Below are 13,138 nucleotides of genomic sequence, written 5' to 3'. Positions count from 1 at the left end.
TCTTAATTTCTCTTTTTTTGCTTTAAAATAGTTAAAAATTGCTCGCCGTATTTAGCTAACTTTTGTTCCCCGACACCCTTGATCCCTAGCATTTCTGCTTTAGTTTCGGGCATGACTTGGCACATATCATGTAGTGTTTGGTCACTGAAAATAACGTAGGGTGGGACATTTTTGGCTTCTGCTAGTTGGTAACGCAACGCCCGTAATTGTTCGAACAGAGCTGAATTTTCGCTATGCTTTTTGGTGATCACGTCGACTTTACGCGTAACTGTTAGCTCGCCCTTTAAGACTTGCGCTCCTTTGGCTGTTAGGCGCAAGGTCGGGTATTTAGGATCCGGAATATTTAAATAGTCGCTGGCGCTGAGATAGTCGATCAGTTCTTCGATCTGTGCGGTTTTTTGGTTGCTCATGAGTCCGTAAGTCGATAGTTGTTGCAAGCCTAATTTCGTGATTCTTTTGGCCTTGGAACCCGCTAAAATTTGTGCGATGATTTTTTTACCGTAGCGTTGTTTGGCCCGTACGACACAGGAGAGGATCTTTTGCGCCGCTAGCGTAATGTCTTCACTTTGCCGCTGGTCGGTACAGTTAGAACATTTGCCACAAGCAGGGCATTCCTGACCAAAGTAACGCACGATAAACTGTTGTAGGCATTCTTGGGTGTTAGCGTAATCGATCATGACTTGAATATTATGGTAGAGAGTGGTTTTGTGGTCTTGTTGGGCGTTAGAATTTTGCGCGAATAAGCGTTGCAATTGCATGTCTTGGGCACCATAAAGTAAAATGGCCTCGGATTGTTCGCCGTCTCGTCCCGCTCGTCCGGCTTCTTGATAATATGCTTCTAGGCTGCCAGGAGTTTGCGCGTGAATGATGTAGCGGACGTTACTTTTGTCGATGCCCATGCCAAAGGCGTTAGTGGCCACGATCACGCTGGTCCGGTCGTATAAGAAATCCTCTTGTGCCTGTTTGCGTTGGCGTTCGCTTAGTCCCGCGTGATAAATTCCCGCTTTGATCCCCATTTTAGTCAATAGTATTCCGAGCTGTTCGACTTTTTTACGGGTAGCAGCATAAACGATGCCCGCAACGTTGCGGTTAGCAGACACGTAATCTAGAATATAGCGATTTTTATTAGCACCTCTGACTACCTGAAATGACAGGTTGGGGCGAGCAAAGCCGGTCTTGATTTCATTTTGCGCGGGGATCTGCAGGCGAGTTTTAATGTCTTGTGCGACTTGAGTAGTAGCGGTCGCGGTTAAGGCAATGACTGGGGCCTGTAAGCGAGTGACAAAGGTGCTTAGGTTGAGGTAGCTGGTCCGAAAATCATGGCCCCACTGGGAAATACAGTGGGCTTCGTCAACTGCGATTAACGAGATCTGCAACTTAGTAAGGAGTTGTTGAAAATTAGGTTGCTCTAATCGTTCCGGAGCAACGTACAATAATTTTAGTTGGTGCGTGCGGGCCTGGTCAATGACTGTCGTACTTTCCTGCCAAGTTTGAGTGCTATTTAAATAAGCCGCAGGAATTCCATTTTCAGTAAGAGCATCGACTTGGTCTTTCATCAAAGAAATTAAGGGTGAGACTACTAACGCTACTCCGGATAATAGGAGTGCGGGAATTTGGTAACAAAGTGATTTACCACCGCCGGTTGGCATGATCGCCAGGGTATTTTGGCCGTGTAAGACCTGATCGATGATCTCTAGTTGCCCGGGACGAAATTCTTTGTAGCCGTAATATTTAACTAAAATGTCTTGGGGGGTCACTTGATCGGCTCCTTTCCGTTACTATTTTACGCGCAAATTTAGCTGGTGCAATTCAGATACTCGCACCACAAAAAGATTTGCGTCGGGATAGCTAATTTGCTATAATGAGTTTCGTTATTGCGGGTATGGCGGAATTGGCAGACGCGTCAGACTAAGGATCTGGTGAGCATTGCGCTCGTGATGGTTCGAATCCATTTACCCGCATCGTAAAAACGGGAGCGAGACATGATAGCTGTCTCGCTTTTTTTGTAGTTGAAGACTGCTAAGCAGCTTGACTCACAGCTTGTCTAATGCGCTTCAGCTAGCAGCCGCCTACGTTTAACTACGCTAAAAAGCAAAGCTTAAGTGCAAGCTTTACTTTCTAGCTAGGTTAATCCTCAGCAGCTACCCGCTAGCTTCCGCAGCTTGTTTAATTGCGCTCGTCAAGCCAGCAGTCTAGGTCCTAAGAACACCTCATAACAAATCCAAGTGCAGGATTTGCCATTCGGTGCCACTTAGTCCACGACTGCTAAGCAGCTTGACTCACAGCTTGATCTTAATTACGTTCCACAAGTCAGCACCCTACGTTTAGCTACATATCACCACAAAGCCAAGTTCAGGCTTGATGGTGATATTAGGCTAATCCTCGGTTGCTCCCGACTTGACTCACAGCTTGTCTAAATGAAATGAGGAATTTGAGTGAACTATGTCACTTTAACTGCCAGTGCGCAGTATTTACCGCCTAATGTTGTTTCTAATGCTGATTTGAGCGCGTTAATGGATACTTCCGACGAATGGATCCAAGCTCATACCGGGATCAAGGAACGGCGTTTTGCCTTTAACGAAAACACTTCGGATATGGCCGCTAAAGTGGGACGCCAGTTGTTGACCAACGCTGACCTAGCCGCAAGTGAGCTTGACATGATCATCGTTTCAACGATCACTCCCGACGCGTTAACTCCGGCCACCGCGGCGATCGTGCAGCAAAAATTGGGTGCCACTAACGCATTTGCCTATGATATTTCGGCGGCTTGTGCCGGTTTTATTTTTGCGCTCAGTATTGCCGAGAAGTTCATCAGGACGGGAACGTGTCGGCAAGTCATGGTTTTGAGTGCGGAAAACAACACGAAGATGCAGGATTTTAAGGACCGCACGTCCGCTGTATTTTTTGCCGACGGAGCCGCTGGGGTGATTTTAACGGCGACTGATGATGTTAAACAGGAAATTTTTATCGCCGAAAAATTGTGTACGAACGGCGATGCACAGGTGATCCACAGTGGCAGGATCGCCCCGTTATCTCGTTTGAGCGGGGATAATTACCCGCAAGTCGATGCTTTTTACCAGGATGGTCATGCTGTTTTTGATTTTGTTAGTCAAACGGTTAGCCAGCACATGCAAGATTTTTTGGCAGAAAATGGGCAAGTGGCGGCGGACTTGGATCTGGTAATCGTACATCAGGCCAACTTGCGCTTGATTGAACGGTTGGCACATAAACTGAATTTGCCACTCAGTCGTTTCGGCACCAACGTCGAGTATGCCGGTAATACATCGTCGGTAGGGATCCCGGCGGTACTGGACACACAATTGACTGAAAAAAAGCAATTGGGGACGGTGTTGTTAACAGGCTTTGGCGCTGGCTTGGCTTATGGCAGTTTGTTGTTAGACCTGAGCCATTTGCCCACAAATAGCTAGGAATTATGATAACGAAAAATGGAACTTAAATATACAAATAGCGTGTTGAGACAAAGTTTAATTTTATCTCAACACGCTATTACTTTATGATAAGTTTAGTATCCATTACTATCCGATGTAGTGTCAGTGTCATAGGTATCGTCAGTGGCATAGTCCTGGTCGTATCCTTGCTCGCTGCTATCCGAATCACCGTTTGTAGTATCGGAGTAGTTGTCGTCGCTGTCACTATCCTCGTCGTCAGTTCCGGTGCCAAAAGTATTTTTGCTAAAATCAGCTTCTGACGGGCTTAGTCCTAACTGTTCCCGAATTTGGTCTGACACTTTCCGTTTTTCTTTGGCGGTCGCTACTTGGTAAGAAAGCCCGTTTAGGACTGCATCTTGTCCTTGCAACACGTACGAAGAAATGTTTTGTGCCGCCGCTTTGTAATTGGATTCAACGGTCATCATGTCGTTATAAGTCAGGTCGGTTTCCATATTGGATTGAATCGAATTGAGTAATTGCTGGTAGCGAGTCAGCGAAGAAACGTTCAGCGCTTTTTTGATCAGTGCCTGAATAACTTGGCGTTGCCGCTTTTGGCGACCGTAATCGCCCTCAGGGTCATCGTAGCGCATTCGCGCATAGGCCAAGGCTTGCTTGCCGTTGAGTTTAACGGTTTGATTTTTAACGACATCGGCATCGCTGTACTTAAACGTCAGTAAAGGCGTGATCGTGATCCCACCCAGGGAGTCGACCATTTTACGCAGGCCGCCCATGTTGACTAAAATGTAAAAATCAACCGGGACGTGCAACGTTTTTTGTACGGTCTTAATGGTCGTTGCGACCCCGCCGATGGTGTAGGCGGAGTTGATCTTATCGTAGCTATTTTCCGAATCGGGGACTGAAACGGCTGTATCCCGCGGAATACTGGTTAGCGTCACCTTTTTATTACTGGGGCTAATCGTTGCGAGGATGATCGTGTCGGTGCGTCCCTTATCCGTACGGCCGAGATCACCGGTATCTGTTCCTAGTAATAAAACAGAAAATGGTTTGCCGTCTTTGATCACTTGCGAAACGTTGCGCATTTTTTGCACGTTAGCTTTGGTGTAAGTGTTAGTAATGGTGCTTTTAGCACTATTTAATAAGTGGTGGGCGTAAACGAAACCACCATAGATCATTACCAGAAAAACTGTCAGTAGGATCGCGCAGATTCGCTTGCGCAATCGGTGGGTGTGAGGATGATTTTGATTATACAAAGAACTCCTAGTTGGTAAATCTAAATACTGATCCTCTTGGTTGGGTCCATTGTCTTTCATCAGGCACTCCTTTAAATTAATCTACTTTAAATTATACACGAGGATAAATCTTTTGTGAAAGTGAATTGCTATTCTTTAATGAAAATGAAAAATTTTTACCCCAAAATGGACTAAAATTGATGGAAATTTGTGTTTTGCTCAGCAACTCTGGTGTTATACTAGATTCAATAAATAGGAGAAGAGAAGAATGCAAGTATTTTTACATAGTATTTCGGGTGTCATTATCATTTTAGTGTTGATCGCAGTCGGGTATTTTCTGGCGTCGTTAGGCTGGTTTGATGGCAATCAAGATCAGTTACTGGCAAAGTTAGTCACGCAAGTCGGTTTGCCATGTTACATGGTAGGGACGATCACTCACCAATTCAGTGCTCATGAGTTGTTGACAATGATCCCGGACCTGACTTTTCCGGTATTATCGATGATGCTATTGTTAGTATTATCGTTATTTTTGGTGCGCATTTTTAACGTTGGGCTGTTTCACCGCGGCCTATTTACTGCGATGTTTTTTAACTCCAATACCGTGTTTGTCGGCTTACCGATCAATCAGGCGCTGTTTGGTGACCGCAGTATCCCTTACGTATTGATCTATTATATGGCTAACACGACTATTTTTTGGACGTTAGGGACGTATTTTATCCAAAAAGATGGCAACAAAGAAGCGGTGATGAATTGGAAAGTCACCCTTAAAAAATTAATTTCTCCGCCGCTGCTGGGCTTTATGCTCGGGGTCGTTTTAGTATTATTGCGGGTGCGGTTACCGCAATTTTTAGACAAAGACTTAGGCTATTTAGGCGGTCTTACGATCCCGTTGTCTATGCTTTTTATCGGGATCTCTGTGTATAAGGCCGGACTAAAGCAACTTTCCTTTAAGAAAGATAACCTACTGATCATTATGGGTCGTTTTGTCTGTGCGCCACTGTTAATGACCTTACTGGTAATGTTTACCAATGCGCCATTGTTGATGAAGCAGGTCTTTATTTTGCAGTCCGCGATGCCGGTGATGACTAACGCACCGGTCGTTTCGCGCTTGTATCACGCCGATGCCAGCTATGCTTCGGTGATGGTCACGGAAACGACGTTACTTTCTTTAGTAGTTGTGCCGTTATTGATGGTACTGACGATGCATTTGTAGAATGAGAAAGTGAAATATTTTTGTAAATTTGCTGTAATGGTTCTCATATATGAAAAATGCTATCATATTAACGGTAGGTTTAACGTTCGCTATTTCAGTAAATATACATATTATGGGAGTAAGCACATGAAAAGAAAGCAAGTAAATAAGGCGCTGGGGCTGTTGGCAACGTTGATGTTGGTATTAACGACCGCACCAGTTGTTAATGCTGATACTAATGCAGATTTGGATGCGATCAACGACCAGATTGCAGCGATTAAAGCCAAGGTCAGTGCGGGACAAAAGGCACTGGCTAAGCAACAACAAGAGCAGTACAGCAAGTCACGAGAAGTTGCTAAATTAAAAGCAGATATTGCTGATCGTAGTACTCAGCTTAAACGGCAAGCTCGTTCCGCACAGTTGAATAATACTGGCTCCGTGCTTGCTTTTATTTCTGATTCGGATAATTTTTCCGATGCCCTGACACGGACAGCTACGGTAGCTACCGTGGTGCATGCTAATAATATGGCATTGCGTCAGCAGCGTAGCGATCAACAACAGGTCCGTGCTGATCTGCAAAGCATTAATGATTCCGTTAAACAAGCACAAAAGACCGACTTGCAGTTACAAAAAGACGTCGCTAGTTTGAGTCAAAAGCAGGCGGAATTAAAAGTGAAAAAAGCCGCCGAAGATGCTCAAGCCTTAAAGGAAGCACAGGAGCAAAAGGCTAAAGTCGACCAGGCCGCTAAGGCAACTAATGACGCTAAATCGCTAGCCGACGCCCAAAATAGCGCGTCGCAAGCACAGCAGGCGGCTAACCAAGAGCAAACTGCTCAGAATCAACAACAAATGAATGCCGCTGTTAATTCTGCTGGTCATGCTGCTGGCGGTGTTCATCGTGGTGGTGGCGGTGCGAATACTTATCCGTACGGTCAGTGTACTTGGTATGCTAAGAATCGGACTGGTTGGGCTGGTAATAACTGGGGTAATGGTGCTCAGTGGGGTTCTTCTGCTGCTGCCGCCGGTTTCCGTGTTGATAGTACTCCGGCAGTTGGTGCGATCGTCGTCTTCGGTGCTGGCCAACGGGTCGGTAACTGGACGGCAGATTCCGGTGCCGGTCACGTGGCAGTTGTTGAGGCTGTCAACGGAAGCCAAATCACGATCTCGCAGGGAGGCATGGGCTTTTCTAGTCCAGCCGGTCCTAACTATCAGACTTTAAGTGGTGCGGGATTGACTTATATTCACCCGTAAAAATGAATAATTGAAACTTGTAAGAGGCGCGCAATTGCGTCTTTTTTATTTTGCCTTTAAAATGGAGGTAAATTGTGAAAAAGTTAAAAAGAGGTTGGTCACATGTCGCAGTTAGTTTTATTAAGGCACGGACAGAGTACGGCAAATCAGCAAAATGTTTATACGGGGTGGAGTGACGCTCCGCTAACGGAATACGGCGAACAGCAAGCCCACGCGGCGGGACAGTTACTAGCACGCGAGCAGATCCAATTTAATACGTTACACACATCTGTGTTGGTAAGGGCGATCAAGACGGCTAATATCGTGTTAGATGAATGTCACCAATCCTACGTCCCTGTTATTAAAACATGGCGGTTAAATGAGCGGCACTATGGCGCATTGCGCGGTTTGAACAAGCAACGCACCCGGGAAATTTACGGGGCCAAGCAGGTGGCACTTTGGCGGCGTTCCTACGATGCAGTTCCGCCTAAATTAGCTACTAGACAGGGAGATCGGCGTTATGCGGCTTATCCGAAGATGATCATTCCGTTAGCGGAAAGTCTGAAAATGGCGACAAACAGGATCGTCCCGTATTTTACGTCTCAGATCGTCCCACGATTACGGGCGGGGGAAAATCAGCTGGTAGTTTCCCACGGCAGCACTTTACGTTCGCTGATCAAACTGATCGAGGGGATCAGTGACCAGCAGATCGATGGGGTAGAGGTGGAAAATGCCCAACCGCTTATTTATACTTTTGACGAACAAATGAATGTGTGTGCGAAAAAAATCCTTAAGTAAAAAATGGTAGTCGGTATTGGTTACGAGGATACAAAAAGGGATTGGGACAAAATGCGGTTTTGTCCCAATCCTTTTTTATTTTCCGTAAGTAATAGACTGATCGTGCTCCAAAAAGCAGCAGTTTGCGCCTAGCTACGTTCCAAAATAAAACCCAAGATTGGGTTTTACTTTGAAACTAGGCTAGTGCTCGAAAGCGCTTTTTGTCCCAACTCCTCTTTTTGTGTGTCTGTAAGTAATAGACTGATCGCGTTTTTTGGCCCAACTTCTAACTTTATGGAAATAAATTAGTTCATCGGGAAGATTTTTTCAGGGTTTAAAATCAAGTTTGGATCGAACGCCATTTTGATTCGTTGTAAAATGTGAACGTAATCTTTGCCGTAAAATTCTTCGAAGTAATCCTTACGAGCATAACCGATTCCGTGTTCGCCGGACATTTCGCCGTCACATTCCTTTGCTACTCGGTACAGTGCCTTGATCACGAGGTCTTTTTTCTCCGCAAATTTTTCGTCGGAGTAGTTATCGCTGCAGATGTAGATGTGCAAGTTACCGTCACCTGCATGACCGAAATTAGGCAAGCGTACGCGCTGTTCTTCTGCTACGCGGGAGACTTCGGCTAACACCTTTGGTATTTGGTTGATCGGCACAGCAACATCGACTTCATCCATCTTAGGAGTTGAAGCTTGGATAGCCGTCAAAAATGCTTCGCGGGCTTCCCAAACGAGTTGAGTGTCGGGGTTATCGGTAGTTAACGTACTGATCTTACGAGCATCATTAGCGTTCATGACTTTGAAGGATTCTTCTAACTGCCGGTCGACTTCATCGTCGTGTTCGCCGTTAAAACTGATCATTAAATAGCCGGTTCCTTCTTTGATCGGAAATGTCTTATGGGCGTATTTTTCCCACTGATCAACGTCTTCTTGGCTGAAATATTCCAAACTAGTTGGAGTTAGGCCAGCGGCGAAGACTTTCGGCACTGTTTTGATGGCAGCTTGAATATCCTTGAAGGCGACTAAGGCTGTTTTTTCTACGGCTGGACGTGGAATGAGGCGGAGGGTAACTTCGGTGATCACGCCTAACGTTCCTTCACTACCGATTATCAGGCCCTTAACGTCGTAGCCTGAGCAGTTTTTAACTGTCTTATGACCACAACGTAAGATCGTGCCGTCGGCTAAAACAACTTGCAAAGAACGAATATGTTCACGGGTAGTGCCGTAACGCACGGCCTTTAACCCACCGGCATTGGTGCTGACATTACCGGCGATCGCTGCCCACTTCATTGCTGGAGCGGGAACGTAAGTAAATGGCTTATCTGCCAGATAATCGTCAATGTCTTTGATGCGCACTCCGGCTTGGACCGTCATTGTTAAGCTGTCAGGATCATATTCTAAGATTTTATTCATCTTCATCATGTCTAAGGCGATCCCGTGATCAACGGCGATATTAGCCCCCATTAGTCCGGTGGAATTACCGCGGACGGTGACGGGGATCAGGTGTTTGTTAGCGTATTTCATGATGGCACTGACCTCGTCGCTAGTTACGGGTTGGATAGCAACGTCCGGGCGCCCGGTGATATCTTTAAACTGGTCGTGGTCAAAGTGTTTACCTGCTGGGTAAAAGAAACGGTTGGCAGCGACCATTTGCCGTAAATTGGCGATATCGGTAGCTGTGATTTCAGCATATTGCATAAATAAAAACTCCTTCTCTTGGATAATTAAGTGACGATAACAGATTAATTATAATGCAAACATTTACAAAAGTTAATTATTTTATTAAAATTTAGCTTACTATTAAAATTAACAGTAGGTGTAGTTGCGCAATTAATGTCTATTAAAATTTTACTGGAGGTAATCACATGCAAACAGTTACTGTCGTTGGTAGTTTGAATATGGATACTAATTTACAAGTCGAACACATGGTCCGTCCGGGCGAGACCATTCATGCTAAAAAACATTACACCGCACCCGGGGGCAAGGGTGCCAACCAAGCAGTTGCAGCCGCCAGAGCAGGGGCGCACACTAATTTTATCGGTGCGTTAGGTGACGATGCGTTTGGCAAGGAGTTGTTTGCCCGGCTAAACGCCGAAAAAATCGATACTAGTGGTGTGCGCATTATTGAGCACGAATCGACGGGACAAGCGTTTATCACGATAGATGACACGGGCGAAAATAGTATCACTTTATATGCGGGGGCTAACGCGCGTTTGCAGCCCAGCGACGTTGTGGCTAAAAAAGAATTACTCCAGCAAAGCGACTTTGTGATCGCTCAGTTCGAAACACCACTGGATGTTACCCAACAAGCCTTTGAGATTGCACGTGCTCAGCAGGTCACAACGATTTTAAATCCCGCACCAGGACAAGCTGCGCTTCCGTCACAGTTGTTAGCCCTTACTGATTTGATCACTCCTAATGAAACGGAAGCACAGACGATCACCGGTATTGAAGTCACTGACAGCAAAAGTGCTACGGCTGCAGCTGCTAAATTGCATTCCTTAGGTGTCAAAGCGGTGATCATTACTTTAGGCTCTCAGGGGGCTTTTTATAGCTATGACCAGCAAGAAGCATTGATCCCGGCGCTAAAAGTTAAGGCGGTTGATACCACGGCTGCAGGTGATACATTTATTGGTGCACTCAGCAGCGTTTTGCGGCCCGATTTAAGTAATCTGGCGGAGGCCATCGCATACGGCAACAAGGCTTCGGCGCTGACGGTCCAGCGTTACGGGGCACAACCGGCGATCCCGTATCAAAAAGAAATCGTAAAATTATAAATTGTGCGCAACTTTTATCGTGAAAATATTAACAATGAGTAGAATCAGGATTAAAATGTGAATTCTGTCATTTAAGCACGATACCATCAAATATTTATTAAGTTATTAAGCTGAAAATAATGGGTTAAAAATTAAAATAAAAATCATTTTCACAAATAAATATCATTTTTCTGCTATTTTCGTCATTGTTTTCTAGGAAAAAAGTACTCAAAAGCAATGATTTTAGTATTGCTGAAAAGTAAAAAATAAACTATAACTAATAGTAATGAAGCCGGTTTTATTTACTGAAAGGTTAATATTATTAGTCGGTGAGTTTTGGCTATTACCAGACCGCATGCCCTGGTAATTTTGCTTTAAAAACACATTAGAGATTAACATCGTTTGGGCTAGACACAGTTGATTTAACGTTAGACCGTTTCTGAGCTGTTGTTGTGGCAGATGTAGTGATTTTAAAGTAACGCTGGTGTAATTTCCTGTAAAGTAAACAATCAAAACGAAAGAGAGATTTTTATCATGACTAAGCAAATTAGCGGCTCAGATGCCGTTTTAAAGGTAATCGAAGAGTGGGGTATTGATCATATTTATGGTTATCCGGGTGGTTCATTTGATTCCACAATGAATGCTTTGTATAACCAAAGCAACAAAATTAAGTTCATTCAGGTACGGCACGAAGAAGCTGGTGCTTTAGCAGCATCTGCTGAATCCAAGTTGACAGGCAAATTGACCGTTTGCTTTGGTTCTGCAGGTCCTGGTGCAGTGCATTTGATGAACGGCTTATATGATGCACGTCATGATCATGCACCAATGTTAGCAATCGTAGCGCAAGTTCCTTCTACTAACATGAACATTGACTTTTTCCAAGCAATGGACGAAGAACCGATGTTTAATGACGTTGCTTGCTACAATAAAACAGCAATGACGGCTCAAAGTTTGCCTGGTCTGATTGATGATGCTATTCGTCACGCTTACAAGTACAGTGGCGTTGCAGTAGTGACGATTCCTAAGGACTTTGGCTGGGCTCAAATCGCTGATACTTATGTTTCTAACGCTAAGAATCATCAAGAACCTCTTTACCCACAACCAGCACCAGATAAGGTTGATGAAGCAGTTAAATTGATTCAAGACGCTAAGGCACCGATGATTTACTTTGGTATTGGTGCTAAGAAGGCTGCTCCTGAATTAAAAGCTGTTTCCGAAAAATTCAAGATGCCATTGGTTTCCTCAGTTTTAGCTAAGGGCGTTTTGGAAGAAAAATATCCGGCATATCTTGGTTCTACTGGCCGTGTTGCTCCTAAGCCAGGTGCTGAAATTGGCTGGGCAACTGACTTGATCTTGTGGGTCGGCGCCGACGTACCATTTAGTTTATTCCTTTTCAATCCTAAGGCTAAAGTAATTCAAGTTGACGTTGATAACGAAAAGATCGGCAAACGTCACACAGTTACTCTACCAATGTTAGCAGATGCTAAACAAGCTTTAGCTGCAATTGCTGCTAAGGGTGAAGAATTGAAGCCAAGCGCATTTTACCGTGCCGCTTTAGCTGATAAAGAAAATTGGACCAAATGGCAGGATAGCTTTAAGGATAGCGACGAAGTTCCTGTACGTCCAGAACCAATCTTTGATGTTATTAATAAGACTGCTTCCGACCAAGCTGTCTTTGCCGTTGATGTCGGCAACGTCAATATCAACTTTGAACGTTTAGTTGAAATTCATGGTGATCAAAAGTGGACTACTTCTGGTCAGTACGCAACAATGGGCTACGGTTTGCCAGCTTCGATCGCCGCTAAGGTAGCTTTCCCACACCGTGACGTTTACAGTCTCAGTGGTGATGGTGGCTTTGCGATGATGATGGAAGAAATCTTGACTCAAGTTAAGTACCAATTACACGTAGTTAATATCGTCTTTAGTAATGAAACTTTAGGCTATATTGAAGCAGAACAACGTGACGATAGCCACCAACCATTATCTGGTGTTGATATTCCAGCAACAGACTGGGCAACAGCTGCTAAAGGTTTGGGTGCTGAAGGTTACACAGCAACAACCGTAGCTGAATTCAAGGATGCAATGAAGAAGGCACAACAAACGAGTGCACCGGTCTTGATCGATGTTAAGTTAACTCATGAAATGCCATTTACTACACAGCATATGTTCTTGGATCCAGAAACACAACCTCAAGAAGAAGTCGATGCTTTTGTTGAGAAGTATCAAGCACAAGGTTTGAAACCATTCAGTCACTTCTTACGTGAAGCACAGGCTGAAGACGGTGAAGACTGGTCTGCTGATGCAACGAGCGGTGCTTCCCAAGAAGAAGAGGAAGAAGAACCAGAAGAAGAAGCAGACGCAACTAGTGGTGCTTCAGAAGGCTAATTAGGCCGCGTGATAAATTGCCTAACACGTAAAATAAGGCGATCTAAGAAGAGGTTAGCGGTTTGCTGATCACTTTTATAGGGGGACTGGGACAAATTTTTGTCCCAGTCCTTTTGCTGTGGTGGTGGCTACGCTCACTTCTTGGTAAAAA

Annotated in this window: 9 protein-coding genes and 1 tRNA gene; 7 read left to right on the top strand and 3 right to left on the bottom strand. The window is 44.8% G+C overall.

The features are described from left to right. Positions 1–2 precede the first annotated feature (2 nt). Positions 3–1,757, bottom strand: a complete 1,755-nt coding sequence (gene recQ, locus ACSYSK_RS07815) for a DNA helicase RecQ (protein ID WP_491714587.1) — start codon at positions 1,755–1,757, stop codon at positions 3–5. Positions 1,758–1,876: 119 nt separating this feature from the next. Here recQ and ACSYSK_RS07810 point away from each other — a divergent pair. Continuing rightward, positions 1,877–1,961: transfer RNA gene (locus ACSYSK_RS07810), tRNA-Leu, on the top strand. Positions 1,962–2,435: 474 nt separating this feature from the next. Then, the gene (locus tag ACSYSK_RS07805; protein ID WP_491714586.1) at positions 2,436–3,428 is read left to right on the top strand and encodes a beta-ketoacyl-ACP synthase III; all 993 of its coding nucleotides are present in this window, start codon (positions 2,436–2,438) and stop codon (positions 3,426–3,428) included. Between the two features lie 95 nt (positions 3,429–3,523). On the opposite strand, the gene ACSYSK_RS07800 is transcribed toward ACSYSK_RS07805, so the two are convergent. After that, positions 3,524–4,720: an LCP family protein gene (locus tag ACSYSK_RS07800; protein WP_491714585.1), complete on the bottom strand. Its 1,197-nt coding sequence runs from the start codon at positions 4,718–4,720 to the stop codon at positions 3,524–3,526. 187 nt (positions 4,721–4,907) lie between these two features. On the opposite strand from ACSYSK_RS07800, the gene ACSYSK_RS07795 reads away from it, so the two are divergent. From ACSYSK_RS07795 to ACSYSK_RS07785, 3 genes are all read left to right on the top strand, one after another. Next, on the top strand, positions 4,908–5,852 hold the full coding sequence (locus ACSYSK_RS07795; RefSeq protein WP_491714584.1) for an AEC family transporter: 945 nt from the start codon (positions 4,908–4,910) through the stop codon (positions 5,850–5,852). Positions 5,853–5,978: 126 nt separating this feature from the next. Then, positions 5,979–7,082: a CHAP domain-containing protein gene (locus tag ACSYSK_RS07790; protein ID WP_491714583.1), complete on the top strand. Its 1,104-nt coding sequence runs from the start codon at positions 5,979–5,981 to the stop codon at positions 7,080–7,082. Between the two features lie 102 nt (positions 7,083–7,184). Next, positions 7,185–7,859 carry a 2,3-bisphosphoglycerate-dependent phosphoglycerate mutase gene (locus ACSYSK_RS07785; protein WP_491714582.1) on the top strand — a complete coding sequence of 225 codons (675 nt, stop codon included), beginning with the start codon at positions 7,185–7,187 and terminating at the stop codon, positions 7,857–7,859. A 284-nt stretch (positions 7,860–8,143) separates the two neighbouring features. On the opposite strand, the gene ACSYSK_RS07780 is transcribed toward ACSYSK_RS07785, so the two are convergent. Continuing rightward, positions 8,144–9,544 (bottom strand): FAD-binding oxidoreductase, encoded by a 1,401-nt coding sequence (locus ACSYSK_RS07780; RefSeq protein ID WP_491714581.1) that lies wholly within the window; start codon positions 9,542–9,544, stop codon positions 8,144–8,146. Positions 9,545–9,711: 167 nt separating this feature from the next. Here ACSYSK_RS07780 and rbsK point away from each other — a divergent pair, with 167 nt between their 5' ends. After that, positions 9,712–10,623 (top strand): ribokinase, encoded by a 912-nt coding sequence (gene rbsK, locus ACSYSK_RS07775; RefSeq protein ID WP_491714580.1) that lies wholly within the window; start codon positions 9,712–9,714, stop codon positions 10,621–10,623. A 513-nt stretch (positions 10,624–11,136) separates the two neighbouring features. Next, complete coding sequence (spxB, locus tag ACSYSK_RS07770) at positions 11,137–12,987, top strand: pyruvate oxidase (RefSeq protein WP_491714579.1); 1,851 nt, start codon at positions 11,137–11,139, stop codon at positions 12,985–12,987. Positions 12,988–13,138: the final 151 nt, after the last annotated feature.

It is taken from the genome of Ligilactobacillus sp. ESL1201, assembly GCF_058503265.1.
Note: the sequence above shows the minus strand (reverse complement) of the source record. Positions and strands in the feature narration are given on the sequence as shown.

Excerpts from the sequence above, each read along its gene's own strand:
- ACSYSK_RS07800 (WP_491714585.1), bottom strand. The coding sequence starts at position 4,720 with ATGAAAGACAATGGACCCAACCAAGAGGATCAGTATTTAGATTTACCA.
- ACSYSK_RS07795 (WP_491714584.1), top strand. The coding sequence starts at position 4,908 with ATGCAAGTATTTTTACATAGTATTTCGGGTGTCATTATCATTTTAGTG.
- ACSYSK_RS07790 (WP_491714583.1), top strand. The coding sequence starts at position 5,979 with ATGAAAAGAAAGCAAGTAAATAAGGCGCTGGGGCTGTTGGCAACGTTG.
- ACSYSK_RS07785 (WP_491714582.1), top strand. The coding sequence starts at position 7,185 with ATGTCGCAGTTAGTTTTATTAAGGCACGGACAGAGTACGGCAAATCAG.
- ACSYSK_RS07780 (WP_491714581.1), bottom strand. The coding sequence starts at position 9,544 with ATGCAATATGCTGAAATCACAGCTACCGATATCGCCAATTTACGGCAA.
- rbsK (WP_491714580.1), top strand. The coding sequence starts at position 9,712 with ATGCAAACAGTTACTGTCGTTGGTAGTTTGAATATGGATACTAATTTA.
- spxB (WP_491714579.1), top strand. The coding sequence starts at position 11,137 with ATGACTAAGCAAATTAGCGGCTCAGATGCCGTTTTAAAGGTAATCGAA.